At 63.2% G+C, this 26,829-nt stretch carries 30 protein-coding genes; 8 read left to right on the top strand and 22 right to left on the bottom strand.

The features are described 5' to 3' along the window. The 3 genes from FBR05_08365 to FBR05_08355 form a co-directional block, all read right to left on the bottom strand. Positions 1-374, bottom strand: a 374-nt coding sequence (locus FBR05_08365) for a hypothetical protein (GenBank protein ID MDL1872208.1), incomplete at its 3' end; no start/stop codon positions are given. A 171-nt stretch (positions 375-545) separates the two neighbouring features. Further along, positions 546-1,031 (bottom strand): YajQ family cyclic di-GMP-binding protein, encoded by a 486-nt coding sequence (locus tag FBR05_08360; protein ID MDL1872207.1) that lies wholly within the window; start codon positions 1,029-1,031, stop codon positions 546-548. Between the two features lie 11 nt (positions 1,032-1,042). Continuing rightward, positions 1,043-1,690 carry an outer membrane lipoprotein carrier protein LolA gene (locus FBR05_08355; GenBank protein MDL1872206.1) on the bottom strand — a complete coding sequence of 216 codons (648 nt, stop codon included), beginning with the start codon at positions 1,688-1,690 and terminating at the stop codon, positions 1,043-1,045. Between the two features lie 266 nt (positions 1,691-1,956). Here FBR05_08355 and FBR05_08350 point away from each other — a divergent pair, with 266 nt between their 5' ends. Genes FBR05_08350 through FBR05_08335 form a run of 4 tightly spaced genes read left to right on the top strand, consistent with a single transcriptional unit; the run spans position 1,957 to position 4,089 of the window. Then, positions 1,957-2,274, top strand: coding sequence for a P-II family nitrogen regulator (locus tag FBR05_08350; GenBank protein ID MDL1872205.1), 318 nt, complete (start codon positions 1,957-1,959; stop codon positions 2,272-2,274). A 1-nt stretch (position 2,275) separates the two neighbouring features. Continuing rightward, entirely contained in the window at positions 2,276-2,593 is a 318-nt protein-coding gene (locus FBR05_08345) for a P-II family nitrogen regulator (GenBank protein MDL1872204.1), read from the top strand. A 52-nt stretch (positions 2,594-2,645) separates the two neighbouring features. Beyond that, positions 2,646-3,299 carry a porin family protein gene (locus tag FBR05_08340; protein ID MDL1872203.1) on the top strand — a complete coding sequence of 218 codons (654 nt, stop codon included), beginning with the start codon at positions 2,646-2,648 and terminating at the stop codon, positions 3,297-3,299. Position 3,300: 1 nt separating this feature from the next. After that, a complete protein-coding gene (locus tag FBR05_08335) occupies positions 3,301-4,089 on the top strand; it encodes an SDR family NAD(P)-dependent oxidoreductase (GenBank protein ID MDL1872202.1) in 789 nt (262 codons plus the stop codon). A 24-nt stretch (positions 4,090-4,113) separates the two neighbouring features. Here FBR05_08335 and FBR05_08330 read toward each other — a convergent pair whose 3' ends face one another. Both FBR05_08330 and FBR05_08325 read right to left on the bottom strand, forming a co-directional pair. Next, positions 4,114-5,601, bottom strand: coding sequence for a DegQ family serine endoprotease (locus FBR05_08330; GenBank protein ID MDL1872201.1), 1,488 nt, complete (start codon positions 5,599-5,601; stop codon positions 4,114-4,116). Further along, entirely contained in the window at positions 5,598-6,032 is a 435-nt protein-coding gene (locus FBR05_08325; GenBank protein MDL1872200.1) for a DUF1844 domain-containing protein, read from the bottom strand. The genes FBR05_08330 and FBR05_08325 overlap by 4 nt, the downstream gene beginning before the upstream one ends. Before the next feature lie 154 nt (positions 6,033-6,186). Here FBR05_08325 and FBR05_08320 point away from each other — a divergent pair, with 154 nt between their 5' ends. Continuing rightward, positions 6,187-6,969 (top strand): outer membrane protein assembly factor BamD, encoded by a 783-nt coding sequence (locus FBR05_08320; protein MDL1872199.1) that lies wholly within the window; start codon positions 6,187-6,189, stop codon positions 6,967-6,969. Between the two features lie 23 nt (positions 6,970-6,992). Beyond that, positions 6,993-7,697, top strand: coding sequence for a tetratricopeptide repeat protein (locus FBR05_08315; protein MDL1872198.1), 705 nt, complete (start codon positions 6,993-6,995; stop codon positions 7,695-7,697). 22 nt (positions 7,698-7,719) lie between these two features. Here FBR05_08315 and FBR05_08310 read toward each other — a convergent pair whose 3' ends face one another. The 7 genes from FBR05_08310 to FBR05_08280 all read right to left on the bottom strand — a co-directional run bounded on the left by FBR05_08310 (position 7,720) and on the right by FBR05_08280 (position 14,431). Beyond that, positions 7,720-7,926: a hypothetical protein gene (locus FBR05_08310; GenBank protein ID MDL1872197.1), complete on the bottom strand. Its 207-nt coding sequence runs from the start codon at positions 7,924-7,926 to the stop codon at positions 7,720-7,722. A 16-nt stretch (positions 7,927-7,942) separates the two neighbouring features. Continuing rightward, the gene (gene alaS, locus FBR05_08305) at positions 7,943-10,585 is read right to left on the bottom strand and encodes an alanine--tRNA ligase (GenBank protein ID MDL1872196.1); all 2,643 of its coding nucleotides are present in this window, start codon (positions 10,583-10,585) and stop codon (positions 7,943-7,945) included. 149 nt (positions 10,586-10,734) lie between these two features. After that, positions 10,735-11,817 (bottom strand): recombinase RecA, encoded by a 1,083-nt coding sequence (gene recA, locus FBR05_08300; protein MDL1872195.1) that lies wholly within the window; start codon positions 11,815-11,817, stop codon positions 10,735-10,737. 228 nt (positions 11,818-12,045) lie between these two features. Then, positions 12,046-12,411: a type II toxin-antitoxin system VapC family toxin gene (locus FBR05_08295; protein ID MDL1872194.1), complete on the bottom strand. Its 366-nt coding sequence runs from the start codon at positions 12,409-12,411 to the stop codon at positions 12,046-12,048. Further along, positions 12,398-12,616 (bottom strand): type II toxin-antitoxin system Phd/YefM family antitoxin, encoded by a 219-nt coding sequence (locus FBR05_08290; GenBank protein ID MDL1872193.1) that lies wholly within the window; start codon positions 12,614-12,616, stop codon positions 12,398-12,400. Before FBR05_08290 ends, FBR05_08295 begins: the two co-directional genes overlap by 14 nt. Positions 12,617-12,725: 109 nt before the next feature. Then, complete coding sequence (locus FBR05_08285; protein ID MDL1872192.1) at positions 12,726-13,976, bottom strand: competence/damage-inducible protein A; 1,251 nt, start codon at positions 13,974-13,976, stop codon at positions 12,726-12,728. Next, positions 13,973-14,431, bottom strand: a complete 459-nt coding sequence (locus tag FBR05_08280) for a phosphatidylglycerophosphatase A (protein MDL1872191.1) — start codon at positions 14,429-14,431, stop codon at positions 13,973-13,975. Before FBR05_08280 ends, FBR05_08285 begins: the two co-directional genes overlap by 4 nt. A gap of 176 nt (positions 14,432-14,607) precedes the next feature. On the opposite strand from FBR05_08280, the gene FBR05_08275 reads away from it, so the two are divergent. Further along, a complete protein-coding gene (locus FBR05_08275) occupies positions 14,608-15,696 on the top strand; it encodes a hypothetical protein (GenBank protein ID MDL1872190.1) in 1,089 nt (362 codons plus the stop codon). A 10-nt stretch (positions 15,697-15,706) separates the two neighbouring features. Here the strand turns inward: FBR05_08275 and FBR05_08270 are convergent, their stop codons facing one another. The 4 genes from FBR05_08270 to gyrA all read right to left on the bottom strand — a co-directional run bounded on the left by FBR05_08270 (position 15,707) and on the right by gyrA (position 20,110). Next, entirely contained in the window at positions 15,707-16,114 is a 408-nt protein-coding gene (locus FBR05_08270; protein ID MDL1872189.1) for a hypothetical protein, read from the bottom strand. Between the two features lie 119 nt (positions 16,115-16,233). Beyond that, positions 16,234-16,686 carry a DUF192 domain-containing protein gene (locus FBR05_08265; protein MDL1872188.1) on the bottom strand — a complete coding sequence of 151 codons (453 nt, stop codon included), beginning with the start codon at positions 16,684-16,686 and terminating at the stop codon, positions 16,234-16,236. Continuing rightward, a complete protein-coding gene (locus FBR05_08260) occupies positions 16,683-17,645 on the bottom strand; it encodes a tetratricopeptide repeat protein (GenBank protein MDL1872187.1) in 963 nt (320 codons plus the stop codon). Before FBR05_08260 ends, FBR05_08265 begins: the two co-directional genes overlap by 4 nt. Before the next feature lie 11 nt (positions 17,646-17,656). Then, positions 17,657-20,110 (bottom strand): DNA gyrase subunit A, encoded by a 2,454-nt coding sequence (gene gyrA / locus FBR05_08255; protein MDL1872186.1) that lies wholly within the window; start codon positions 20,108-20,110, stop codon positions 17,657-17,659. Positions 20,111-20,528: 418 nt separating this feature from the next. Between gyrA and FBR05_08250 the strand changes: the two genes are divergently transcribed. Further along, the gene (locus tag FBR05_08250) at positions 20,529-20,801 is read left to right on the top strand and encodes an HU family DNA-binding protein (GenBank protein MDL1872185.1); all 273 of its coding nucleotides are present in this window, start codon (positions 20,529-20,531) and stop codon (positions 20,799-20,801) included. Positions 20,802-20,886: 85 nt separating this feature from the next. Here the strand turns inward: FBR05_08250 and phoU are convergent, their stop codons facing one another. The 6 genes from phoU to FBR05_08220 form a co-directional block, all read right to left on the bottom strand. Further along, positions 20,887-21,561, bottom strand: a complete 675-nt coding sequence (phoU, locus tag FBR05_08245) for a phosphate signaling complex protein PhoU (protein MDL1872184.1) — start codon at positions 21,559-21,561, stop codon at positions 20,887-20,889. Beyond that, the gene (pstB, locus tag FBR05_08240; protein ID MDL1872183.1) at positions 21,562-22,323 is read right to left on the bottom strand and encodes a phosphate ABC transporter ATP-binding protein; all 762 of its coding nucleotides are present in this window, start codon (positions 22,321-22,323) and stop codon (positions 21,562-21,564) included. Between the two features lie 21 nt (positions 22,324-22,344). Further along, a complete protein-coding gene (pstA, locus tag FBR05_08235) occupies positions 22,345-23,274 on the bottom strand; it encodes a phosphate ABC transporter permease PstA (GenBank protein ID MDL1872182.1) in 930 nt (309 codons plus the stop codon). Continuing rightward, a complete protein-coding gene (gene pstC / locus FBR05_08230; GenBank protein MDL1872181.1) occupies positions 23,271-24,290 on the bottom strand; it encodes a phosphate ABC transporter permease subunit PstC in 1,020 nt (339 codons plus the stop codon). The genes pstA and pstC overlap by 4 nt, the downstream gene beginning before the upstream one ends. A 56-nt stretch (positions 24,291-24,346) precedes the next feature. Further along, positions 24,347-25,255, bottom strand: a complete 909-nt coding sequence (locus FBR05_08225) for a PstS family phosphate ABC transporter substrate-binding protein (GenBank protein ID MDL1872180.1) — start codon at positions 25,253-25,255, stop codon at positions 24,347-24,349. A gap of 174 nt (positions 25,256-25,429) precedes the next feature. Further along, a partial coding sequence (locus tag FBR05_08220; protein ID MDL1872179.1) for a PAS domain S-box protein occupies positions 25,430-26,829 on the bottom strand: 1,400 nt, incomplete at its 5' end.

Here is a 26,829-nt window from a genome sequence, read left to right as displayed (position 1 = left end):
ACGGCGGAGATCCTGTGCGCCATCGACGGGCGTCCCGCCGCCAGCATCGAGCCGATCAGGACCGGGTCGCTGCCCTGCCGCGCCAGGCCGCGCAGCAAGAGCTCGGCGCGGGCGCCCAAGGGACCACGGCCTTCCAAGGCATCGAGATTTCTCGAGGCCCGTTCCCGATGTCGCGGCGATTCGGCGTCTTGGACAAGGGCGGCGTAGACGCGGGCGGCGATCTCGGGGCGCTCGGCACGCTCCTGGCGCCCGGCGAAGGCGAGCAGCCCTTCCTCATACAAATCCGCATCGGTTTCGCGCGCCAGTGACTCCAGCTCGGCGCGCGCGGGCGCGTCCAAGCGAGGCAACCAAGTCCTGTCGATGCGAGCGGTCATGAATTCCCCAACCCTAGTTCACTGTTGAAAAAACCACCGGCGTTCGGGCCAAGCCTTTTCAACAGCCTCCCATGGCCCGGGCGGGCCTAATGCGGAAGCTCTATAAATAACAAGGGGTTTTCGGTGGGAAAGAGGCAAAGTTGCGCCGGGGCCGGGCGAGGCTAGCTAAGCCTAATCGCGAAAGTTCTTGAATTGCAGGGGAATCCCGAAGTCCTGGCCTTTAAGCAGGGCGATGGCCTCCTGCAGGTCGTCCCGCTTCTTGCCCGTCACCCGGACCTGGTTGTCCTGGATCTGGGCCTGGACCTTGAGCTTGCTGTCCTTGATCGCCGCGGTGAGCTTCTTGGCCTTCTCGGTCTCGATGCCCTCGAGGACCTTGACGTCGCACTTGACCAGCTGGCCGCCGGCCGGCTCGATCTTGCCGACGGACAGCGACTTGATGTCGATCCCGCGCCGCATCGCCTTGGTTTGGAGGATCTCGATCACGGCCTTCATCTTGGTCTCGTTGTCGCTGACGACGTGGATATTGTTCTTGTCGAGCTTGAGCTCGGTCTTGGTGCCCTTGAAGTCGTAGCGCTGTTGGATTTCTTTGGTGGCCTGGTTGACGGCGTTGTCGACCTCTTGGTGGTCGACTTCGCTGACCGCGTCGAAAGACGGCATGGGAACCTCGCTTATTTTTTCTTGTAGACGAAGAGCTCGTCGCCGAGCCCCTGATTCAATGCCACCTTGTCGAAGACGTAGTGGCTCAAATTTCCGGAATCGGTGAAGAGGAAGACCTCGCGGGCATAGGCGGTCGCCGGGTCGAAGCCCATCACCAGCCACTGGAGGCTGGAACGTTTTTGCAGCGGTGTCAATTCCAACCACTGCAGGTCGCCCTTCTCCCGCTTCAGGGTTTGCCACTTCTTGGGATCGACCTCCTCCACCGCGAAATCCCGTTTGAGGTTGCCCAGGCCGCCTAAGAAGCTCAGGGCCTCGGCGGGGAGGCTCTCCTCGTCCAAGGCGAGCTTCTCGACCTGGGGGTCCCCCGTCTCGAAGATCCAGAGGTTCTTGCCGTCGCCCAAGTAATTGCGGCCGCGGGACCCTTCGTAGTGGATCGCCAGCTTGCCGGGTTTCTTGAAGAGGGCCCTGCCCTTCTTGCTCACTTCTTTCTCCAAGACCGCCACGTAGGTTTTTTGGGTGAAGTCGATGCTCAGGTCGCCGGCCTGCTCGTAGGTCTTCTGGACGCGGTCGGCGAGAGCCGCCGCGCCTTGGGCGCCGGCCCCGGCGGGAAAGAGGCCGAGGGTCGCCAATGCGATCAAAATCCAAGATCCGTTTTTCATGTTCACCTGCCTAAGCTTTGTTCAGTGGCCGAAAAAGGAGGCGGCCCCCCGGGCTGAAACGCCCTTTAACGGGGCATCAGCCTAAATTTCTTTGGCATGGATCTTGATAATCCTATCCGGCATGAGAAGTCCTCCAAAAAAATACCCGCGATACTTGGGCCTATCCCTGTACCTGATGCGGCTCGGCCGACGCCTCGGGCGCTGGAGCGAGGGCGGCGGTCTCGCCCCGCGGCTACTGTACTTTTACTTGAGGGAAAAGACGCCCCATGCCGCTTAAAGAGATCGTCGCCATCGTGCGACCCGAGCGGGCCCTGGACACCGAGGAGATCCTCCTCTCCCATGGGGCCCTCTACGTCGCAAGGCAGTCCGTCTTCGGGCGCGGCAAGGAGATGGGCCAGCGCCTGTTCCGCGGTTGGTTCGGGCGCTGGAAGAGCCAGACCTCGCCCTACCTGCGCAAGGCGAAGCTCTCCGCCCTGGTCGAGGCGAAGGACGCCCCCAAGATCATCCGCAAGATCCTCGAGAAAAACTGCACCCGGCAATTCGGAGACGGCCGCGTCTTCGTCCTGCCCATCGAAGGAGAATGACATGAAGATGGTCCGCGCCGTGATCCGCGGCGACCAAGAAGAAAAGGTCATCCAGGCCCTCGAGAGGCACGGCTTCGTCTCCTACACCCGCTGGGAGGTGATCGGCCGCGGCAAGCAAAAAGGGGTCAAGAAGGGCGGCGTACACTACCTCGAGCTCTACAAGACCTGCCTGATGATCGTCGTCGACGACGGGGAGGAGAAGAAACTGGTCAAGGTGCTGCGCGACGCCGCCTTCACCGGCAAGATCGGCGACGGCAAGATCTTCGTCACCCCGGTGGAGAGCGCCTATACGATCCGCACGGGGACCGAGGGGCTCTGAGCTCGATCCACACGTTAAGCCCCATAATTTTCATGGACTTCGCGGGCGCGGGATGCCAGAAAAGGCCCTCGGGCACGGCTCCCATGCGAGGAATTCCATGAAAAAATTCTTAATGATTTTAACTTGTTTCGCCACTGTCGCCGCGGGACTCCCCGCCTTCGGCCAAGGTCAAGAGTTGCCGCAAGATACCGGCGGGGCCAATCCTTCCTATCCGGCCAGCATCGACTTAAGCGAGCAGGACGAGGACGGCTGGTTCATCGGCAGCGACCAAGGCGTGCTCTTCTTCGTGGGCACCAGCGGCAACTTCATGGACCTGCAGTATTACGGCTCGGTCTACGGCGGCTACAATTTCCGCGGCATCGTCCAGCCCCTGATGCGCCTCTCCCAGGCGATCGGCAGCACCGAGGGCTTCTTCAATGCCACCACCTTCTTCTTCATGCTGGAGGGCGGCCTCAAGATCACGCCGATCCGCACCAAGTTCCGTCCCTTTTTCATCGGGACGGTCGGCTTCTACCACCTCGACTTCAACGACTTCGGCTCGCCGATCTTCGACGACACCAATTTCACCTTCACGGCCGGCGGCGGCCTCGAGTACAAATTCAGCTCGAGCCGGATCAACGTCTCGTCGGAATACCGCGGGATGATCAACGACGGCCTGGACCTGCGCGGCGTGCAGGTCACCCTGGGCTACGCCTTCCAATTTTAAAATGAGCGAGGAGCTGCGCGGCCAACGCATCCTGATCACCGGCGCCTCGATGGGCATCGGCGAGGCCTTGGCCCGCGAGTTCGCCGGGCGCGGCGCCGAGTTACTGCTGGTCGCGCGCAGCGAGGACCGATTGCGCGCGCTCTGCGAGGAGCTGCGCCGGTCGGGCGTTCCCTGCGAATACCTCGTCGCGGACCTCATGAAGCCGGAGCAGGTCGCCTCCCTGGTCGAAAAAATCCTGTCGGGGGGGCGTCTGGACGGCATCGCGCACAACGCGGGCGCCGGCCTCTACGGCGCCTTCGAGCAATACGCGGAGGCCGACGTCCGCGAGCTCTTCGAGCTCAATTTCTTCAGCGTGCTGGCCCTGACCCGCGGCCTGCTGCCGCTCCTGAAAAAATCGCCGCGCCCGACGCTCCTGCTGGTCTCCTCCATCGTCTCCTGGCGCGCCATCGCGCGGCTGAGCGTCTATTCGGCCTCCAAATCGGCCTTAAACGGCTTCGCCGAGGCCCTGCGCGTCGAGCTGAAACGCGAGGGGATCTGCGTGGTCAACAGCTACCCCGGCCGCACGCGCACGCCCTTCTCCGCGAACGCCAAGAGCTTTGGCTGGCGGCCCTTCTCGACGGAGCGCTCGGGGATGCCCCCGGAGAAGGTCGCCCGCAAACTGGCGCGCGCCTACGTCCGCGGCAAGCGCGACGAATTCGTCTCTTGGAGCAACCGGCTATTGGTGTGGGGGAATTTTTTCTTTCCGAAGCTGATCGATTGGGGGCTGGGGAGATATTTCCGGAACAGGTAGGGGCGAACCCAAGGTTCGCCCCTACTAGATCTTGAAGGCGAAGAAGCTCGTCATCGGCCCGCGCTTGACCAGCATGCGCACCGTCTGCCCACGCTTCAATCCCTCGCTCTTCTTCAAGAAATCCCGGCTGCCGACGACGGGTTGGTCGTTGAATTTGAGGATCACGTCGCCGGGTTGAATGCCGACGAAGGCCGCGGCCGAACGCTCGTCGATGTCGGTTACCGTCACGCCCTGCCCGGGCGGCAGGCCGTTGCGCTGGCTCTCCAAGGGATTGACGTCGCGAATCGCCAGCCCGATCGAGCTGCTGTTGCCGCCGCCGACGGCGCTGCCGGCAATCACCTGACTTACCTCGCTCTGCGAGGCGACCTTCACCTGAAAACTCTTCCGTTCCCCACGGCGCAGGACGTCGATCGTCACCTCGGAGCCGACTTCGGCCTGCCCGACCAGGATCGGGAGGTCGTTGGTCTTTTGGATGGGCTGGCTGTTCAGGCCGAGGATCAGGTCCCCCGCCTGGATCCCGGCGCGGTGCGCGGGAGAGCCTTCGAAGACCTGCCCGACCAAGGCGCCTTCCGGCTTGCTCAGTCCCATGGCCTGCATCAGCTCGGGGGTGACCTCTTGCAGGCCGATGCCCAAGTAGCCGCGTTCCACCTTCTGCCCCTTGATCAGCTTGGGAATGACCTGCTTGGCCATGTTGATGGGGATGGCGAAGCCCAGCCCCTGGCCGGCGGCGACGACGGCCGTGTTGACGCCCACCACCTCGCCGCGCAGGTTGAAGAGCGGCCCGCCGGAATTGCCCGGGTTGATCGAGGCGTCGGTCTGGATGAAGTCGTCGTAAGGCCCGGCGCCGATCACCCGGCCCTTCGCGCTGACGATGCCCGCCGTCACGGTCTGGGTGAGGCCGAAGGGATTGCCGATCGCCAGGACCCAATCGCCGATCTCGAGGGAGTCGGAATTGCCTAAGGCCACCGTGGGGAGGCTTTCGTGGGCGTCGATCTTGATGACCGCGATGTCCGTCTTGGGATCGGAGCCGACGATGCGGGCCGCCAGGCTGCGCCCGTCGGAGAGCTTGACCTCGATCTCGTCCGCGCCGCTGACCACGTGGTTATTGGTGAGGATGTAGCCGTCCTTGTTCAGGATGAAACCGGAACCCAGGCTGCTTTGACGGCGCTGAGGGTTGGACTGGTAATAGCGGTTGTAAAAGTCCTCGTACAAGGGATTGGGGTAACGCCCCCGCGGGCGCAGGGTCTTGGAGGTGCTGATGTTGACCACCGCCGCCTGAACCTGCTTCGTCAGGTCGGCGAAGGAGGAGGGCGCGCCGCGCGGCGGGGAAAAGAGCGGGGGCGGCGCCGAGGCCGCTTCGCTTTGGGCGGAGCTGGGTTGCAGCCAATCCAGCTTGACGGCGATGCCCAGGCCGACGCCGGCCGAGAGGACGGCGGTGAGCAAAAGGGTGCGCAGAGAATATTTCTTTCCCATGCGTGGTTCTAACGAAAAACGGCTGCGATCGGTTTTCATGAAGATGTCTGCGCCTCCACAAAACGCATCCGCAGGTCGTAGAGGACGGCTTGCAATAACTGCGCCTCCTCCGGCGTCAAATGCCCCTGCGTCTTCGCCTCCAGGATCCCCAGGAGGTCGATGTTGTACTTGGCCTGGACCAGGTTTTTCTCCACCTTCCCGCTCATCGGGTGGGGGGCCAGGCCCAGCCCGCTGTGCGCGCCCGCGGCCAGGGAAAGGACCAAGGAGGAGAAATCCGCAGGTATCTCCCGCAGGGACTCCGGGGCCTCGGCGGCCTCGGGAGCCTTAGGGGTCTCCACGGAAGGGGCGTCCTCGGCGCTTTCCTGCGGGGCCGCTTCGTTCCGGCCCTCCACCGGAGTGCCGTCCGGATGGAAGCGCCGCCGGTCCTTTACCTTAAATCCTTGATTTTCCAATTCTTCCGCGTCGCTCATCGGATTGGACTCCTGCTTCATTTAATAAGTTTGCCCCTCGGGGCTGTCAAGTAGCGTCCCTGCGGCGGAACAAACGGCCAACCCCCTGAAACTACGAGAAAAGCGCCAGCTCTTCCTTGACTTCATTCCGGCGATCTTCCTAAGATCCGCCCCTATGCGAAAATGGCCCCTCCTGCTCCTGTTCCCCGCCTTGGTAATGATCGCCGGGGCCTGCCAGAAAAAATCCTTCAAATTTTCCGGCGACGAGACCGACGTGCAGGCCATCGAGAAGTGCATGAAGCTGAGCGAGAAGAAGAAGTTCCAAGAGGCGGTCGAGTGCCTCGAGATCTTCAAGAGCCGCTTCCCCGACAGCACCTACGCCCTGGATGCCGAACTGAACATCGCCGACGCCTATTTTCGCAAAAAAGACTGGGTCCTGGCCGCCGAGACCTACAACCTCTTCACGCGGCTGCACCCCACCAGCGAGAAGCTCGACTACGCCTACTACCGCGCCGGCCTCTCTTATGAAAAACAGCTGCCCAAGGGCATCGACCGCGACCTATCCTCGATGAACCAGGCCGAGGAGAACTTCGCGATGGTCTTCCGCCGTTTCCCCGGCAGCCCCTATGCCGAGATGGCGAAGGCGAAATACGACGAGGTCCGCGGCCGCGGGGCGAAGAAAGACATGTATGTCGGCAAATTTTATTTCAAGAGCGGCCAATACCGCGCGGCCATCCCGCGCTTTTTGCAAGTGCTGCAGGAGTACCCCGGCCTGGGCTACGACGAGGAGGCCCTGGAGCGCACCGCGCTGGCCTTCCATAAGCTGGGCGAAAAAGAGAAGGCCCAGGGCGCGGCGCAGCTGATGCGGGAGAAATTTCCCGACAGCAAGAAGACCCAAAAGGTGTTGAAGAAGGTCGGCCTGGCCTCGGCCCCGGCTCCGACCCCGGCCGGCAACTAAGTCAAGCTTCGAAGGAGATAGCCATGGACGAAATCCGCGCCTTGTTCTCCGAGGGCAAGAAGGCCTTCCAGCAGCACCAATACGAGCACGCCCAGAAAATCTTCCTCCAGCTGATCCAAAAGAAGCCCTATTTCGCCGACGTCTACAACATGCTCGGCGTCATCTCGCACAACTCGGGGCAGTTCACCGACGCGACCGGCTATTTCGAAAAGGCGCTCAAGATCAATCCGAAGTACACCGAGGCCCTGCTCAACTTGGCCGTGCTCTACAACGACCTGGGCGAGTACAAGAAGGCCCGCGCCCTCTATGCCAAGGTCCAAGAGAAATCCCGCGAGCACAAGGGCAGCAAGATGGACCCCTTCATCCGCGCCAAGCTGGCCAACCGCCACGCCGAGGTGGGCGACATCTACGAGGGGATCGGGTTCTACAAAGAGGCGATCGAGGAGTACCGCAAGGCCCTGCACCTGGGGCCGACCTTCCTCGACATCCGCTGCAAATTGGCGGTGTGCCTCCGCGAGATGGGCAAACACAAGGACGCGATCGAAGAATTCAAGCGCGTCCTGAAGGCCAACCCCAAGTACCACTACGCCGGCGTCCAGCTGGGCGTGACGCTCTACGCCGCGGGCAAGACCAAGGAAGCGGTGGCGCAGTGGAAGAAGACGCTCAAGGCCGAGCCTGGCCACGAGGGGGCGAAGATGTACTTGAGGCTGGCGGAAGGCGCAGCCTAGCAGAAGCGAATCCCGGTCGCCCCTACGACGTCTCCAGAAAGGCCAGATAGCGCTGCCGAAGCTCCGCGAAGCGCGGATGGTGGTAGTCGATCCGCTCCCCCCGCTTCATCCCCTCCACCTGCACGGCGATAAACTCGTCCTTGGGGTCGATTTCGTCGTTTAGATTGACGTCGATGACGAGGATCTCGTCCTGGAATTGATTGAAGCCTTTGACGTCGAGAAGCGGCACGCGGATCACCCCCGCCTCACCCTTGCACCAGATCGTAAACCTTGCTCAAGGCCCCGTCGAGGCCCTCCAGATTGGGCCCGCCCGCCTGCGCCATCTCGGCCTTGCCGCCGCCGGAGCCGCCGACCAAGGCGGCCAGCTCTTTGGCGAGCTTGCCGGCGTCGAAGCGCGGGGTGAGGTCTTTCGAGACGCGCACGATCAGCGTCGCCTTCCCCTCCGCCGCCGAGCCGATCACCGAGACGCCGCTGCCCAGCTTATTCTTCACCTGGTCGGAGAAGTCGCGCAGCGACTTGAGGTCGTCGATGTCGCGCCGCAGGGCCAGGACCTTGACGCCGCCCACCTCGCGGACCTGCCGCATCAGATCGCCCTCGCCGCCGCCCCCGCCGCTCGCCAGCTTGGCCTTCAGCTGGCTCAGTTCGCGCTCGTACTTCTTCAACAGTTCGGCCTGCTTTTCGATGCGCTCGGGGATCTCGTCGGGCGCGGCCTTGAGCCGCCGCGCCAGGCCGGTCCACTTGTCCTCGAGGTCGCGGAGATATTGGAGGGCCCCCGCGCCCGTGATGGCCTCGATGCGCCTGACTCCGGCCGCCACCGAGGACTCGCTCACGATCTTGAAAAGACCGATCTCACCGGTGCGGTCCACATGGGTGCCGCCGCAGAGCTCGGTGGAGAAGTGCTCGATTTTCAAGACGCGCACCCGGTCGCCGTACTTCTCGCCGAACAGGGCCATCGCCCCCTCGCCCATCGCCTCGTCGTAGGCCATCTCTTTCTTCTGCACCTCGATGTCCTCGCGGATCTTCTCGTTGACCAGGTCCTCGACGGCGCGGATCTCCTCGCGGGTCATGGGCTGGAAGTGGCTGAAATCGAAACGCAGCCGCTCGGGCGCCACCAGCGAGCCGGCCTGCTTGACGTGCTCGCCCAGAACCTTGCGCAGGGCCGCGTGCAGCAGGTGCGTCGCGGTGTGGTTGAGCCGCGTCGGGGCCCGCGTCAGGGGATTGACCTTGAGATGAACCTCGTCGCCGACCTTCAGCGCGCCCTGCACGACCTTGGTCATGTGCGCGATCAAGTCGCCGGCCGGCTTCTGCGTGTCCTTCACCTCGCCCAGGGCCTGGGGCGCGATGATCTGGCCCTGGTCGCCGACCTGGCCGCCGGACTCGGCGTAGAAGGGGCTGTACTCGCAGAAGACCTCGACCTCGTCTCCGGCCTGGGCAACCTCGACCTGCCGGCCGTCCTTGACGATGGCGCTGATCTTCGAGATGCAGTCGAGGGTCTGGTAGCCGAGGAAGTGCGTCGCGATCCCCTCCGCGACCATCTCTTGATGGACCTCGGCGGTCTTCGCCTCGCCCGAGCCCTTCCAGGCCGCGCGGGCCTTGTCGCGCTGGCCCTCCATCAGGCGTTCGAATTCGGCGTGGTCGACGACCAGCTGGGATTCGATCGCGATGGTCTCGGTGAGATCCAGGGGAAAGCCGTAGGTGTCGTAGAGCTTGAAGGCCACCTCGCCGGAGAGCGTCTTCTTGCCCGCCCGCTTCGTTGCGGCGATCTCGCTCTCGAGGATCTCCAGCCCCTTCTCGAGGGTCTCGAGGAAACGCAGCTCCTCGGCGCGGATCACCTCTTCGATGAATTTTTGATTGGCGGCGATCTCCGGGTAGATCCCGCCCATCTCGGCGACCAGGACCGGGACGATCTGGAAGAAGAAGGGTTCGTGCAGGCCCAGCATCCGCCCATGGCGGATCGCGCGGCGCATGATGCGGCGCAGGACGTAGCCGCGGCCCTCGTTGGAGGGCATGACGCCGTCGCCGATCAGGAAGGTCGTGGCGCGGATGTGGTCGGCGACGACGCGCATCGAGACGTCGGTGTTTTCGTCGGCGCCGTACTTCTTGCCGCTGAGCTCGGCGATCTTCGCGAGCAAGGGGGTGAAGAGGTCGCTGTCGTAATTGCTGTAGACGCCCTGCACCACGCAGGAGAGGCGCTCGAGCCCCATGCCGGTGTCGACGCTGGGCTTGGGCAGCGGCGTCAGCTTGCCGTCGGCGCCGCGGTCGAACTGCATGAAGACCAGGTTCCAGATCTCCATGATGCGGCCGGACTCGGAGCCGGCCAGAAAGTCGGCGCGGCTCTTGCCGACCGCGCCGTCGAAGTCGTAATGGATCTCGGTGCAGGGGCCGCAGGGGCCGGTCTCGCCCATGCTCCAAAAGTTGTCGGCCTCGTCCAAGCGCAGGATGCGCTCGGCGGGGACCTGGCTCAACTCCTTCCAGAGCTTCTCCGCCTCGTCGTCCTCGCGGAACACCGTCACCCACAGGCGGTCCTTGTCGAGCTTGAGGACTTGGGTCAGGTATTCCCAGGCGAAGGCGACGGCGTCGCGCTTGAAGTAGTCGCCGAAACTGAAATTGCCGAGCATCTCGAAAAAGGTGTGGTGGCGGTGGGTGCGACCGACGTTTTCGAGGTCGTTGTGCTTGCCGGAGACGCGCATGCACTTCTGCGAGGTGGTGGCGCGCTGCGTGCCGATGTTCTCCTGGCCGAGGAAGACGTTCTTGAAGGGCACCATCCCCGCGTTGGTGAAAAAGAGGGTCGGGTCGCGGTCGGGGATGAGCGAGGCGCTCTTCAGGCGTTTGTGGGCCTTGGTTTCGAAGAATTTCAGGAAGGATTCGCGGATTTCAGCGGATTTCATAGCGTTTTAACCTAACATACCTTCGCCTGCCGGCAAAATCTATCCCCCGAGACCTAACAAGCCGTCCCAAAAAAGCCAATTTCAAAGAAAAAAGCCGATGCCCCGCCGTCTGGAGGACATCGGCTTTCGCAAAGCCGTCAGTAAGGCGCTTAGGCCCGCTTCTTCTCGGGCGCGGCCTCGGCCTTCTCCGCCTTTTCGGCGCCCTTGGCCGGGGCGCCCAGGCCGTAATGCTCGCGGAGCTTCTGCTCGATTTCGTCGGTGATCTTGGGATTGCTCTTGAGGAACTCCTTCGCGTTGTCCCGGCCCTGGCCGATGCGCTCTTTGCCGTAGCTGAACCAGGAGCCCGTCTTGTCGATCAGGCCGCTGTTGCCGGCCAGGTCGAGCAGGTCGCCCTCGCGGGAGACGCCCTCGCCGTACATGATGTCGAACTCGACCTCGCGGAAGGGCGGCGCCACCTTGTTTTTGACGATCTTGACGCGGGTGCGGTTGCCGACCGCCTGGTCGCCGACCTTGATCGCGCCGATGCGCCGGATGTCCATGCGCACCGAGGCGTAGAATTTAAGGGCGTTGCCGCCGGTGGTAGTCTCGGGGTTGCCGAACATCACGCCGATCTTCATGCGGATCTGGTTGATGAAGATGACCAACGTGTTGGACTTGTTGATCAGCGCGGTCATCTTGCGCAGGGCCTGGCTCATCAGGCGGGCCTGGGCGCCCATCTGCGCGTCGCCCATCTCGCCCTCCAGCTCGGCCTTGGGCACCAGGGCCGCCACCGAGTCGACGACGATGACGTCGATCGCGTTGCTGCGGACCAGCGACTCGGCGATCTCGAGGGCCTGCTCGCCGCTGTCGGGCTGGCTGACCAAAAGGTCCTCGGTCTTGACGCCCAATTTTTTCGCGTACTGTACGTCGAGGGCGTGCTCGGCGTCGATCACCGCGCAAACGCCGCCTTTTTTCTGGGCTTGGGCGACCACTTGCAAGGCCAAGGTGGTTTTACCCGAGGATTCGGGTCCGTAGATCTCGACGATGCGCCCCTTCGGCAGGCCGCCGACCCCCAGCGCGATGTCGAGCGAGATCGACCCGGTGGGGATCACCAGGTCGCTACCCATCGGCTGGAACTCGACCTCGCCTAGGCGCATGATCGAGCCTTTGCCGAATTGTTTTTCGATGCCGCTCAAGGCGAGGGCGATGGCTTTTTCGCGTTCGGTGTTCTGCGGGGTAGGGGCTTGGGACATGGGCATTCTCCTCGAAATGGGGTCTGCGGTTTAAATGGGACTAGGCCCGGCGTGGGGCTTTGTCAATTGGGTTTTCGAAGGAGGTGGTCACGGTTTGTGACCACCTGGCTCTGCCAGGAGAGAAGCAATCTTAATGCCAGACAAATGAGGAAATAGGGAAGGGCTGGCGTCATTTCCGGCGAGGGTACCGTCCGAAATTCGGCCGACTAAGACCGAAAATACGATGCCTCACCCCTTAGCCAAAGGAACCCGCTTGGATCTTTTGATTTTCCGATCTCGAGTCAATAGGGGAACTTTGTGCAGTAGGCTGGTCGCCGCGATTAACTCGTCCGCCGGATCGCTTTTAAAATCCAATTTTTTTAAGGTGCGGCAGACGTCAAGATCGATTGGCCACACATGAAGCTTGGAGAGGGCGCGGAGGACTTCTGGATCCTCGAGATCCATCTCGATCCTGCCCAGCTCCGAGAGCTTGGCGAGCTCCCAAAGGACGATCGCGGAAATTCCCCAGCTTTCTTTTTCCAGGAGCTTTCGTTCTTTCAGGCTTAAAGAACCTTCCAGGGCGAAGATCAGAATATGTGTGTCAAGATTCAGCATTCCAGGACGCACCCGTGGACATGACGTCCCCCTTGACCTTGATTTTTCCCTTGAGACTGCCGATCAACCCCGAGGATTCGGCGGAGATGGGTACCAATTTGGCAACTGCCTTGCCGTGCTTGGTGATAACAATGCCTTCGGGCCCAACCCTGTCCAGCAGGGCCAGGCATTGTTCTTTAAATTTGGCGGAACCGATCGTTTCCATAAGCACCAATGTAATACAGGCCGTTGCAAAAATCTAGTCATAATTTATGACTATATTAATAAAAGGTCCGCGCGGTCTGTAGGGGGCATTCATCGAACGATATACCCGCTTATTCCATCGCTTTCATTAACCGACGCACCTTATCCAAGGCCGCCGCCGCGGCCAGCTGCTTGAAGCGCAGCCGGTCGAAGGGAAAGAGGAAGCGCTGCTCCCACTCGCCGTCGGGATGGGCGACCGCGATGTGCACCGTTCCGACCGGTTTTTCCGGCGAGCCGCCCTCCGGCCCCGCGATGCCGGTGATCCCCACGCCGAAGTCCGCGCCGCTGCGGGCGCGGATCCCTCGGGCCATCTCGAGGGCGACCTCGGCGCTGACCGCGCCGTGCGCCTCGAGGGTGGCCGGTGCGACGCCGAGCTGCCGCACCTTGGCCGCGTTCGAGTAGGTCACGACGCCCTCGAGGAAATAGCGGCTCGCCCCCGGCACGTCGGTGATCAGGCTGGCCAAGAGGCCGCCCGTGCAGGACTCGGCGGTGGCCAGGGTCTTGCCGCGCTCGAGCAACAGGCGCCCGACGACCTCCTCGAGGCGTACCTCGTCTTCGCCGAAGATCCCCTCCCCCACCTTGGCGTAGATCTTCTTCGCCGCGGTCGCGACCCGGGCCTCCGCGGTCGCGCGGTCCTTGGCCGAACACCACAGCCGCAGGTCGATCGTCGGGAAGCGCACGCGAAAGCCGAGCTTGACTCCATCCAGCTCGCGGCGCTCGTCGAGCAGGGGGCGCAGGTCTTGGTCGAGCTGCCCCTCCGGCATGCCGAAGCAATGGAGCGTCTTGCGCGCCAGCGCGGCGCCCCCGCTTAAGCCCGAGACAAGCGGCAGGAAATGCCGGCGGAACATCTCGTGCAGCTCCTTGGGCACGCCGGGAAAGAAGGCAAGGTGCGCCCGGCCCTCCACCCAATAGGCCCCGGGAGCCGTGCCCACGTCGTTGGGCAGGGGCGTACAGCCCTGGGGCAGCCAGGCCTGCTTTTCCTGATTGGGGCCGATCTTGCGGCCGAGGCGTTCGAAGAATCCGCGGATGCGACGCAGGCTTTCCTCATGCACCTCGAGCGGGCGGCCGAAGGTCTTGGCGGCGACCTCCAAGGTCAGGTCGTCGACCGTGGGGCCTAGCCCGCCGGTCACCAGGACGATATCGGCGCGGGCGACGGCCTGGCGCAGGGCCGCCGCGATCAGGCCCTCGTCGTCCGGGACGGCGCTGTGAAAACGCGGCTCGAAGCCGGCCTCCCGCATCCGCTGGGCCAGCCAGCTCGCGTTGGAATTGACGACGTCGCCGTCGACCACCTCGTTGCCCGTGGCCAGGATCTCGACGATCATAGGATCCCCCAGACCCACATAATAAGCCGAAGGCTTAGGTTGGAGAAGACGCCCGCCAGGACGTCGTCCATGACCACGCCCCAGCCCCCGCCCCAACGGCGGTCGATTTGACGGATGGGATAAGGTTTGGCGATATCGAAAAGCCGGAAGAGGAGGAAGGCGAGCAGCATCGTCCGCCAACTAAAAGGAATCGCGATCACGGCCACCAGATAGCCGGCCACCTCGTCGATGACGATGCGCGAGCTGTCGTGGCCGCCCAAGGCCTCTTCCGCACGTTGAGCGCAATAAACCGAAAATAAGATGAAGAGCAGGATCGCCCCCGCCGTGAGCTGCCAGGGAAGGTCCCGGCTCAGGTAGAACAGCAAGGCCCCCCAAAGAGTCCCGAAGGTCCCCGAGGCGAAGGGGATGTAGCCGATCCCCAGTCCTGTGCTCATCCAGAGGGCGAAGCGACGCATGGGGCTTCATAATGAATTTCCGCCCCGAGGTCTCGGGAAAAGTGCGCACCGGGGGCCGGGCGTCGCCGGCGCCATCCGGCGAATAAGATTGACGTTCCGTCCTAATTCTTCTTAAATCTTACCCTGCTTTTCAGCCGTTTCTCAGGCATTCCGAAATCGCAAAGGAGTCTAAGCCCATGAAAGCAAGCCGTTACGCCGTCACTTCCCTATTGGCCCTCTCCCTCGCCGCCTGCGGGGGCGGAAAATCCGCCGGTTCCGGAAGCCTCGAAAGCGACCTCAACAAGGGCAAGGCCCTGGCCGAGCTCGGTCCCGTGGACATCAACGAGGGCTACCTCGAGGTCTTGAGCCGGGTGAACCCCAACATCTCCGCTCAGATCAAGACGCCCGCCGGGAAGAAGCGCCTGATCGACAGCCTGCTCGAACAGGAATTGCTCTACAAAGAAAGCCTCAACCGCGGCATCCCCAATAAGCCCGAGGTGCAAGAGAAGGCGGCCCTCTACGAGCGCGTGATCTACGCCCAGGCCGTCCTCGACGACGCCGTCGACAAAAAATCCAAAGAATACTACGAGCAAAACAAGGAAAAAGAATTCTCCCGCGTCAAGGTCGCGCACATCCTGCTCAAGACCAGCCCCACTCCGCCGGCCCCCGGCGACAAGGGCAAGCCGCCCGCGCAGCCCGACACCAAGGCCCTGGAGGCCGCGGCCTTAAAGAAGGCTCAAGAGGCCAAGGCCAAGCTGGCCGGCGGCGCCGCCTGGGAGGTGGTCGTCACCGAGTACTCCGACGACCGCGGCACCAAGACCCGCGGCGGCGAGATCGGCCTGCTCAGCCGCGGCGACCGCCGCGCCGAGCGCCTGGGTTGGAACGAATTGATCGAAAAGTCCTTCACGATGAAGGCCGGCGAGATCAGCGACCCGATCCTGGCCAAAGACGGCTACCACATCGTCAAGGTCGTCGAGGTCGCGCAGGTCGCCCCCTACGAAGAGGTGCAGAACACCATTAAGTTCAAGCTGCGCTCGCAGGTGAAGAACGAGCTGATGGCCAACCTCACCAAGGGCAAGACCACCGACTATAAAGACGAGTCGCTGAAGGCCCTCGGTGCTCCGGCCGCTGCGGCCCAGCCCCCTGCCCCTGCGGGCGGCGCTGCGCCTTCCATTCAGGTCGAGGCGAAACCCGCCGCTCCGGCCCCTGCGCCAGCGGCACCGGCCGCCGATCCCAAGGCCGCCGAGAAAAAGACCGAGGCCGCCGCCCCCGGGAAGCAGCCCTGATTCGGGACGACTAAATCTTCTGTCTCGTGCAACAAACGGCCGCGCCCGTGCTCGAATCGATGGCTGGAACCGTTTGGCCGTGACAGATGTCTTTTCTGTCCGGGGCTCTTTGCGCAGGCTTGCAGCAGGAATCCGGGATCGTATCGTTATTAGTGTCCGTGGAAACAGTTCTTCCTTTGCAAGGGTCTTTATCCCTGCCCGCTGCGGTAATGACCTGGTAGACGCTGCCATCGCTGGCGGTGGCGTCCTCCACATCCTCCATCAGGCAACATTCGTCGGGAAGACCGTCTTCGTCCTTATCGCAGGCGACAGCGACCATGCCGCAGGTCTCTTCCTCTTCGGTCTGCGCCATGGCGGTTTCCGATCCGGCAAATATACCCAGTACCATGAAAATAGTAATAAAACCGGCTATCTTCATACCTACCCCCTGGTTTCAAGGTTTTCGAGCTTTGTCTGGAAAATTCCCCGTGGCAGGAATTCCCTACCCTTTAGGGAAAAATCTTACTCCCCTTCGTCGGGAGCAGACAATGTCCATTCTCAGGGCTTGGCCTCGAACTCCACCTTATCCCCCGGCTGGACGCCGAGGGCCGCGGAACGGCCTCCCTCCACCTCCAGCACGTACTGAAAGGGACCCTCCGCTGAGCGAGGGGTGGTGGTCTGGGGAGCGGCGTTCTCGACGATCGAGACGATTTTCTTGTCGGCCCCGATGAAGATCATGTCGAGGGGTATCAGGGTGTTTTTCATCCAGAAGGAGGTCTGGGTGACCTCGGGAAAGATAAACAGCATGCCTCGCTCAGGGCCCAGCTCCTGGCGGTACATCAGGCCCTGAGCCAGCTGGGCCGGGGTCGCGGCGAGCTCCGCCTGGAATTCTCCGCGCAGGGTGCCGTCGGGGGCGAGGATGCGGACCGGGGTCAGACCCTCTTGGGAACCGCAGGCGGCCACGGCGATCAGGCACCCCAGCAGGAAGAATCTTTTGAGTTTCTTTTTCATGGCTCGCCCTCCATCATTTCCAAAAAGCTCTTGTCGATCTTGCGATCCTTCTTGCGGCCGCGGAAGCCGGACTTTCGCGTCTCCGGCTGGGATTCCGCGCCGTGCAGGGCGTGGGCCTGATTCGCCAGCTTGGCCGCCTGTTTCGCCCTCGCCTCCATCTGCTTGGTCTGTTTGAGGCGGTCTTCCAGCTTCTCGAGCTTGTTCTCAACCACGCGCGGGTTGGGGTAGGTGTAGCGGATCGCCTTGTAAATCTTGGTCGCGTTGTCGATCTGGCCGATCTCCTCGTAGGCGTTGCCCATGGTGAAGAGCATCTCGGTATAGAGCGGGCTGTCCTTGTACTTTTCGGAAGTTACCCGCAGCACCTCGATCGCCTCCTTGGAGGAGCCCTCCATGAAGAAGACATTGCCCAGCTGGTAGAGCACTTGGTCCGCGATCGGCGTCTCGGGGTTTTGTTCGATGATGGCCATGAGCGTGCGCCGGGCCGGCTCGTACTTGTTGAGCTTCACCGCCATCATCGCGACGTTGAGGCGGACTTGGTCCAGGCCCTCCGAGTCCGGGAATTGGTCGATGATGCCCTGGTAGGAAAGCAAGGCGTTCTGAAACTGCTCGCCCTTCTCGTACATCTCGGCGGCGTGGGCGAAGGCCTTGCGGGCCTGAGGCGTCTTGGGGAAGCGCGTCGTGACCATGTCGTAGGCCTTGCCGGCCTTCTCCGAGTTCCCGAGCGAAAAATTGTAGATGTCTCCGATGGTCAAGAGGACCTCGGCGGTGCGGGGGTGCTGGGGATAGAGGTTGAGGGCCTTGAGGTAGAGCTCGATGCTGCGCTCGAATTCCTTGAGCTGGAAGGCCTCGGCAGCGCGTCCCGTGTAGGACTCGAAGGGCCGCTTGCGGGGCACCAGGTAGAAGCCGGCGGCGATGGCGGCCAATACCAGGGCGAAAATGAGGATCTTGACGCGGGACATTTAAAACCGCCCTAGGAGGCCGTCTCTTTCTCCTCGTCCTCTTCGCTTTCGGCCAGCTTGGCGACGGCGCTGACCTGCTCGCCCTCCTCGAGGTTGATCAGGCGCACGCCCTGGGTGTTGCGGCCGATGATCGAGATGTTGTTGACCGGCATGCGGATGATCTTTCCGGAGTTGGTGATCAGCATGATTTCGTCGGTGTCGGAGACCTGCTTCACCGCCACCACCTTGCCGGTCTTGTCGGTGACCTTCATGGTGATGACCCCGACGCCGCCGCGGCCCTGGACGCGATATTCGTCGGTGGGCGTGCGCTTGCCGAGGCCGTTGGCCGAGACCGTGAGGATGGCGGCGCCGTCGTTGACGACCTCCATGCCGACGACGAAGTCGCCGTCCTCGAGCTTGATGCCGCGGACGCCGTAGGCGGTGCGGCCCATCTCGCGGACCTCCTGGTCCTCGAAGCGGATGGTCATGCCCTCGGCAGTGCCGATCAGGATGTCCTTGTTGCCCTCGCTGAGCGTGGCGGCGATCAGTTCGTCGCCCTCCTCGATGCCCAGGGCGATGATGCCGCCGGCGCGAGGGTGGCTGAAGGCCATCAGGTCGGTCTTCTTGATCGTGCCGTTGCGAGTGCACATCACGACGGAGAGGCCTTCCTTGAATTCGCGCACCGGCAGGATCGCGGCCAAATTTTCGCCCTGGGCGAAGTTGAGCAGGTTGACGATGGCCTTGCCCTTGGTGGCGCGGCCGGCCTGGGGGATCTCGTGGACCTTCAGCCAATAAACCTTGCCCTTCGTGCTGAAGACCAGGACGTAGCTGTGCGTCGAGGCGACGAAGAGGTCCTCGACGAAGTCCTCGTCGCGCGTCGTCATCCCGGTCTTACCCCGGCCGCCGCGGCGCTGCGCGCGGTAGAGGCTGATCGCGTTGCGCTTGATGTAGCCGTTGTGGCTGACCGTGACGACCATGTCTTCTTCCTGGATCAAATCCTCGACGCTGATCTCCTGCTGGGTCGCCATGATCTCGGTGCGGCGGTCGTCGCCGTACTTGTCGCGGATCTCTTTCAGCTCGTCGGCGATGATCTTGAAGACAAGCTTCTCGCTGGCCAGGATCTCTTTGAGGCGCTTGATCAGGTCTTGGATTTCGTTGAACTCTTGGAGGATCTTGTCGCGCTCCAGGCCGGTCAGGCGCTGCAGGCGCAGGTCGAGGATGGCCTGGGCCTGGACCTCGCTCAATTTGAAGCGCGTCATCAGGCCGTCCTTGGCCTCGGCCGGGGTCTTCGACTTTTTGATGATGGCGACGACCTCGTCGATATTTTCGACGGCGATCTTGAGACCTTCCAAGATGTGCGCCCGCTCTTCCGCCTTGCGCAGCTCGAAGACCGTGCGCCGCGTCACCACTTCCTTGCGGTGGTCGAGGAAGAGCTGCAGCATGTCGCGCAGGCCCAAGACCCGCGGCTGGCCCTGGACGATGGAGAGCAGAATCACGCCGAAGGAGCTCTGCATCGGGGTGTGCTTGTATAGCTGGTTGAGGATGACCCCCGCCACGGTGCCGCGCTTGAGCTCGATCACGATGCGCATGCCCTCGCGGTCGGACTCGTCGCGCAGGTCGCCGATCCCCTCGATCTTGCCGTCGCGGACCAGGTGGGCGATCTGCTCGATCAGCTTGGCCTTGTTGACCTGAAAGGGCAGCTCGGAGACGATGATCGCCTCTTTGTCGCCCTTGGCGATGGGCTCGATGTTGGCGCGGGCCCGCATCTGGATCAAGCCGCGGCCGGTCTCGTAGGCCTGCTTGATCCCGTCGCGGCCGTAGATGAAGGCGCCCGTCGGGAAGTCGGGGCCAGGCACCAGTTGGTATAATTTTTCGTTTTTGACCTCGGGGTCTTCGATTAAAGCCAGGAGCGCCGCGATGATCTCTTTCAGGTTGTGCGGCGGGATCTTGGTCGCCATGCCGACCGCGATGCCGTCGGAGCCGTTGATCAGCAAGTTCGGGATGCGGGTGGGAAGCACCGTCGGCTCTTCGGTAGAGTTGTCGAAGTTGGGAATGAAGTCGACCGTCTCTTTGTCGATGTCGGCCAGCATCTCCTCGGCGATCGCCATCAGGCGCGCCTCGGTGTAGCGGTAGGCCGCGGCGGGATCGCCGTCGATGGAGCCGAAGTTTCCCTGACCGTCGATCAAGGGGTAGCGCAGGTTCCAGGGCTGGGCCATGCGGACCAACGAGTCGTAGACCGCGGAATCGCCGTGGGGATGGTACTTTTTGAGCACCTCGCCGACCACGCCGGCGCACTTGCTGAAACGCTTGTTGCTGAGCAGGCCCTCGCGGAACATCGCGTAGAGGATGCGGCGGTGGACCGGCTTGAGCCCGTCGCGCACGTCGGGCAACGCCCGCCCGATGATGACGGACATCGAGTAATCGAGATAGGCGTCGCGCATCTCGTCTTCGATGTTGATGGGGACGATTTCGGCCGAACGCACCATGGCAGGCTCCTGCAGGCGATGAAAGGCGGCGCTTCCGCGAGGGGCGCCGCGCGCGCGCCGAATGACGCGCCTAAAGCTTCTAACGGCTCGACCGGCCGATGTCAATGACGCGCCGAGGCCCGGATTTCGGCCGAAAATCCCCGAAAAAAAACGAGGAAGGCACGATTTGCCGTTGACAGGAGAAGCGGGAAGCCTAAGATAGAATCCGTCGCTAAGCCGCAGTGAGCCTGGCTCAGCGGCCGGGCGAGGCGGAAAATAAGTACAGAACCCGCTTCCCCGTCGGTCATAAAACCTGCTCCCGATTTAACAACGAACAGACCCCATGTCTGCAGTGGTTCGGGGCCGAAACAGGCCCTAAGTTGTTTCAGAAGAGATGACGCCTGCTGGTTGTTAAATAAAAACCCTAATGGGAGGTTCTATGACCAAAGCCGAACTCATCAACCTGGTGGCCAAAGAGGCCCGCATCTCCAAAGCCAGCGCCGAGAAGGCGATCAATTCGCTGACCAGCAACGTCGCGAAGTGCCTGAAGCGCAAGGACAAGATCACCCTCACCGGTTTCGGCACCTTCATGGTGTCCAAACGCCGCGCCCGCACCGGCCGCAATCCCCAGACCGGCGCCCCCATCAACATCAAGGCCTCCAGCGTCCCGAAATTCAAGGCCGGGAAGCAATTGAAGAACATGGTGCGCTAGCGCCGCGAAAGGCTCGAGCCATTTCGATGATTCCAAGCCCGCCCCGGGTCGCTCCGGAGCGGGTTTTTTTATTAAATTTGCGGATTTAGGGGCCGACCGAATGGAGGTGGCGGACGTCCCGGCCCTGCACCATGAAGATGACCATCTCGGCGACGTTGGTCGCGTGGTCGGCGATGCGCTCGAGGTAGCGGCTGACGAACATGAGGCGGCAGGCCCTTTTGATGTTGGCCTTGTCGCGGGCCATGTAGTCGACCAGCTCCTCGAAGATCTTGTGGTTGACCTCGTCGATCTGGTCGTCGGCGCCCAGCACGGACTCCGCCAGGGCGACGTCCTCCTTGACGAAGGCGTCCAGGGCCTTGCGCAGCATCTCTTGCACGTCGGCGGCCATCTTCGGCAGGTCGATGTAGGGCTTGAGCGGCGCCTCCTGGTTGAGCTCGATGGCCCGCTCGGCGATGTTGACGGCCAGGTCGCCGACGCGCTCGAGGTCGGCGACGATCTTGAGGCCCAGGGTGATGAAGCGCAGGTCCACCGCGGTCGGCTGGCGCAGGGCCAAGAGCTTGAGGCAGAGCTCGTCGATCTCCATCTCGAGGCGGTTGACGCGGTGGTCGCCGTGGATGACCTTCCGCGCCAGTTCGGTGTCCCGCTCGACCAGGGCCTGCATGGCGTCCTTGATCAGCTCTTCGATGCGGCTGCCCATCGAGAGCAGCTTCTCTTTGAGCTCGCGCAACTCGGCTTCGTATTGCTTGCTGGTGTGTTCCAATTAACCGAACCTCCCGGTGATGTAGTCCTCGGTCAATTTCTCCGCGGGCGTGGTGAAAATCTTTTCGGTCTCATCGTACTCGATGATCTTACCCTTCATGAAGAAGGCCGTCGACTGGGAAACGCGGGCGGCCTGCTGCATGTTGTGGGTGACGATCACGATGCAATACTGGTCCTTCAGGACCTCGATGGTCTCCTCGATGCGGGCGGTGCCGATGGGGTCCAGGGCCGAACAGGGCTCGTCCATCAGCAGGACCTCGGGGTCGACCGCCAGGGCGCGGGCGATGCAAAGGCGCTGTTGCTGGCCGCCCGAGAGCTCCATCGCGCTCTTGTTCAGCTTGTCCTTCACCTCGTTCCAGAGGGCGGCCTTGTGCAGGCTGGTCTCGGCGATCTCCTCGAGCCGGTCGCGGTCCTTGACGCCGTGGAGCTTGGGCCCGAACAGGACGTTCTCGAGGATGCTCTTGGGGAAGGGGTTGGGCTTTTGGAAGACCATCCCCACCCGACGCCGGAGCTCGACTAAGTTGACCGATTTTCCGTAGACGCTAGCGCCGTCCAAGCGCACGTCGCCGTGGATGCGGATGTCGTTGGAGATCTCCCCGATCCGGTTGATCGCCTTGATCAGCGTGGATTTGCCGCAGCCCGAGGGCCCGATGATGGCGGTCACCTGCTTGTCGGAGATGTCCATCGAGACCCCGAACAGGGCCTGCTCGGTCCCGTAGAAGTAATCGAGCGCTTGGACCTCGATTTTGTTGGGCTGGGGCACAATGGCGGGGGCGGTGTTCATCTAGGCTCGGCGCAGCTTTCTCCGGAAGCGGATCCGCATCAGGATCGCGCCCAGGTTGAGCGTGAAGGTCAGGGCCAACAATACCAAAGCGGTACCGTATTGGATGGGCCGGGTCAATTCGACATTGGTCGATTGGGTGGCCATGATGAAGATGTGGTAGGCCAGCTCCATGAATTGGTCGAGGGGGTTGATCATGGGGATCACCCCGAAGAGCTTCGTCACGGGCAGGCGCGGCAGGAAATAGGCCGCCCCGGTGAAGAGGATGGGCGCCGTCTCGCCCGCCCCGCGGCTGATGCTGAGGATGGCCCCGGTAAGGATGCCGGGTAGGGCCTGGGGGAGGACAACCCTGCGGATCATCTGCCAGCGCGTCGCCCCCAGCCCGTAGGCCGCCTCGCGGTGGCTCAGCGGCACGGCCTTCAAGGCCTCTTCGGTGGTCACGATGATCACCGGCAGGACCAGCACGGCCAAGGTCGCCGCCGCCCAGAGCATGGCCGGCTGCCCGAAGAGCAGGCCGGTCTGCAGGACCCGGTCGAGGTTGCGGCCGACGAAGAGCACGAAAAATCCCACCCCGAAGAGGCCGAAGACGATCGACGGCACCCCGGCCAGGTTGTTGATCGCCGCGCGGATGAAGCGCGCGCCGCGCCCCCGGCCCGCGTACTCGTTGAGGTAGACCGCCGCCGCCACGCCGAGCGGCAGGGCCATCACGATCATGAGCAGGGTAATGGCGACGGTCCCGAAGATGGCCGGAAAGATCCCGCCGTGGGTCATGCCGTCGCTGGGTGCGGTGCTGAGAAACTCCCAGGAGATCGTCCCGGCGCCCTTGACGAAGATGAAACCCAGGATGGTGAAAACCGCCAGGCAGACCAGCAGGGCGCAGCCCCGGCACAGGCCCTCGAAGAAGACGCCCACGATGTCGCGTCCCAGCTTCACAGCTTCAACCTCCGGCGCATCCGCTCCACGACGATCTCGGAGACGAGGTTGATGATGAAGGTCAGGGTGAAGAGCACCGAGCCCACGAAGAAGAGCGCGTAGTAGACCTCGCTGCCCTGGGCCGCCGAGCCCAGTTCGGCCGCGATGGTCGCCGTCATCGTTCGGACGCTGGAGAAGATGTCGGCGGTGAAGACCGCCGCGTTGCCGGTGGCCATCAGGACGATCATCGTCTCGCCCAAGGCCCGGCCCATCCCGAGCAGGATGGCGGCGGAGATCCCGGAGACGCCGGCGGGCAGGATCACCCGGCTCAGGGTCTCCCAACGCGTGGCCCCGAGGCCGTAGCTCGCCTCGCGCAGCTCGTTGGGCACCGCGCGCAGGGCGTCCTCCGTCATGCTGGCGATGACGGGGATGATGACCAGGGAGACCCCCAGGGCGCCGACGAAGGCGTTGAGGCGAAATTGGGTATGGAAGACGCTTTGCACGACCGAGGCCAGGACGCTCAGGGCCAGGAAGCCGATCACCACGGTGGGAATGCCCGCGAGCAGCTCGACCACCGGCTTGAGCAGCTCCCGGACGCGGGGCGAGGCCAGCTCGGCCAGGTAGACCCCGCAGCCGATGCCGATCACCGTGGACAAGAGCGTCGCCGGCAGGGCGACGAGGAAGCTGCCCGACAAGAGCGGCATCAGCGAGTACTTGGGCGTGGAGCTGAGCGGCTGCCAGATGAAGCGGAAGACCTCGCGCCCGTCGAAGTCCAGGGTCTTGTGGCCGATCCACTGTAGGGGCTGGACGGTCTTCAGGGCCTGGAACCCCTCTTTAAAAAGGAAAAGGAAGATGAGCGCGATCAGGAGGATCGCGAGGTAGCCGTTGAACGCCAGAAAGGCGTGGATCAGGCCTTCCCGCAGTCGCTGCCGGCCATGGAATTGGCGTAGGCCGCCGCCGGTCGAGACGGGGGCTCGGGGAGAGGCCTTGGCTTCGGAGGATCCGGTCACGAGGGTTTTTTGGACCAACTGCTCCATAATGACAAGCTTGGATCGCGGGCGCCGAGGCGGCTCGGCAAAAACCTCGAGTCGTCTTACCTGGCGCCGGCGTTCGCGGTCGCGGCGCCCAAATCCTTCAGCGGCACGTAGCCCACCTCCGCCACCACCTTCTGACCGCCTTCGCCGAGAATCCAATCGAGATAGGCCTTGATCTCGGGCGTCTGGGTCCCAAGCACGTAGACGTAGAGGTTGCGCGAGATCGGGTATTGCAGGCTGCGGATCTGCGCCGCGTTCACCTTGCCCTCGGCGGTGACGGGGCTGACAGCCTCGGAGGCCTCGTCCTTCTTCACCGCGAGGATCTTCAGCTCGGGGCGGTTTTCGAAATACGAGACGCCGCCGTAGCCGATGCCGTTGGGATCTTTGGAGACGGCCTCGGCGACGGCCCCCGTCCCCGGCATCGTCTGACAGTCGGGTGCGTAGTCCCGGTCGGCCAGGACGTGCTCCTTGAAGAAGACGTAGGTGCCGCTGTTGGCCTCGCGACAATAACGCAGGATCTTTTGGTCGGGGCCGCCGACTTCCTTCCAGTTGTTGAAATGGCCCGTGTAGATGCCCATGATCTGCTGGAGGCTGAGCTGCTGGACGGGGCTCGTCTTGTTCACCACCACCGCCAGGCCGTCGAAGGCCACCTTGTGCTCCTGGATCTCCTTACCCTGCTCCTTGGCCTTCTTGAGCTCCTCGGCCTTGATCGGGCGGCTGGAATTGGCCAGGTTGGTGGTGCCGTTGAGCAACGCCGCGATGCCCGTACCACTGCCGCCTCCGGTCACCTGGATCGTGACGCCCGGGTTCGCCTTCATGTAGGTCTCCGCCCAGCGTTGGCCCAGGACCACCATGGTGTCGGAGCCCTTGACGGTGATATTGTTGGACGCGGCGGGGGCCGGCGCGGAGTCGGCGGCCTTCCGGGAGCCTTCCCCGCAGGCGGTCAAGGCAAAGAGCGCCAAGGCCATCGCCCCGGCGATCGAGAGTTGTTTGCGGATGTTCATGACGTCCCTCCTATTAGCGGACCTAATGTGACGACGGTGTGACGAAGCCTCTTCAATTCCGAAACAAAGCCGGCTCGGGCCGAGTGAAATATGCCCCGGCGTCGGTGACGGGGAAATGACGGCACGGCAAAATTTCGGCTAGAGGACGGAACCGGGGACGGTGAAATGGAAAGTCGAGCCCGCGCCCTCCACGCTCTCGACCCGGACCTCTCCGCCCAAGAGTTGGACGAGGTGCTTGACGATGGCCAGACCCAGTCCCGTGCCCCCCTCTTGCCGGCTGCGGGAGCGGTCGACGCGGTAGAAGCGCTCGAAGATGCGCTCGAGATGGGCCGGGGCGATGCCGATGCCCTCGTCTTGCACGCTGAAGCGGGCGTCGCCGCCCTCTTGACGGCAAGCGATGCGGATCGCGGTCCCCGGCTTGCCGTACTTGACGGCGTTCTCGAGCAGGTTGCCGAGGATGTGGCTGAGCGCCATGCGGTCCGAGCGCAGGCGCAGCCCTTCCGGCACCACCGTCGTCTCGACGCGCATGTCCTTGCGCTTGAGCAGGCCCTCGTGCAGGGCGACGATCTCGCCGATCCATTCGGCGGCCGAAAAGACCTCGGGCCTCAGGACAAAGGCCTGGCTTTCGATCTCGGAGAGGCGCAGCAGGTCCTCGATCAGCTTGCCGAGCCGGCGCGCGTTGGCGTCGATCACGGAGAGGAATTTGCGGGTCTGCTCGGCGTCGCCCGGCGCGTCGAGCAGCGTCTCGACGTAACCCTGGATCGAGGTCAGCGGCGTCTTGAGCTCGTGGGAGACGTTGGCGACGAAGTCGCGGCGCACCCGCTCGAGGCGGCGCAGTTCGGTGACGTCGTACATCACGAGGATCGCGCCCAGCGGCTGGGACTTGTCGGAGAAGGGCGTCGCCTGCGCCATCAGGAGGCGCTCTTGGCCGCCGCGAATGACCCGCAGTTCCCGGCTCTCCACGGCCTGTCCGGCCAGGCTCTGGTCGACGATGCCCTGCAGGTCGGCGTTGCGGATCACCTCGATCGGCGGCTTGCCCAAGGCGGATTCGTCCAAGCCGAAGAGGCGCCGCATGGCCGGATTGAACAGGGCGATATTGCCGTCGGCATTCAGCACGATCACCCCCTCCTGCATCGTGTAGAGGATGGCCTTCAGCCGGTTGCGCTCCTCGGCCAGGGCCCGAATCTTGCCTTCGAGGTCTTCGGCCAAGGTGTTCATCGACCTGCCGAACTCACCTACCCGGTCCTCCGACAAGACAAGGAAGCGATGAGCATATTCGCCCTGCTCGAAGCCCCGCACCATCTTGCGGAAGCGCGCCAGGGACTCGTTCGCCCGCCGGATGAGGGCGGCGTAGAACAGCCAGCTGCTCGCGAAGAGCAGGACCGTCGCCAGCCAAAGAAAGAGACGAACGCGGTTGAGGAGGGCGTGGCTCCCGCCGGTGGAGACGCCCACGCGAAGCACCGCGTCCTCGGTGGGCTTGGCGAAGTAGAGCCAGGGAGCTCCTTCGCCGGGTACCGCTCGCAGCGCGAAGGCCTGCC

It is taken from the genome of Deltaproteobacteria bacterium PRO3 (genome assembly GCA_030263375.1).
In the GTDB taxonomy this organism is placed as follows: Bacteria; UBA10199; UBA10199; order DSSB01; family DSSB01; genus DSSB01.
Note: the sequence above shows the minus strand (reverse complement) of the source record. Positions and strands in the feature narration are given on the sequence as shown.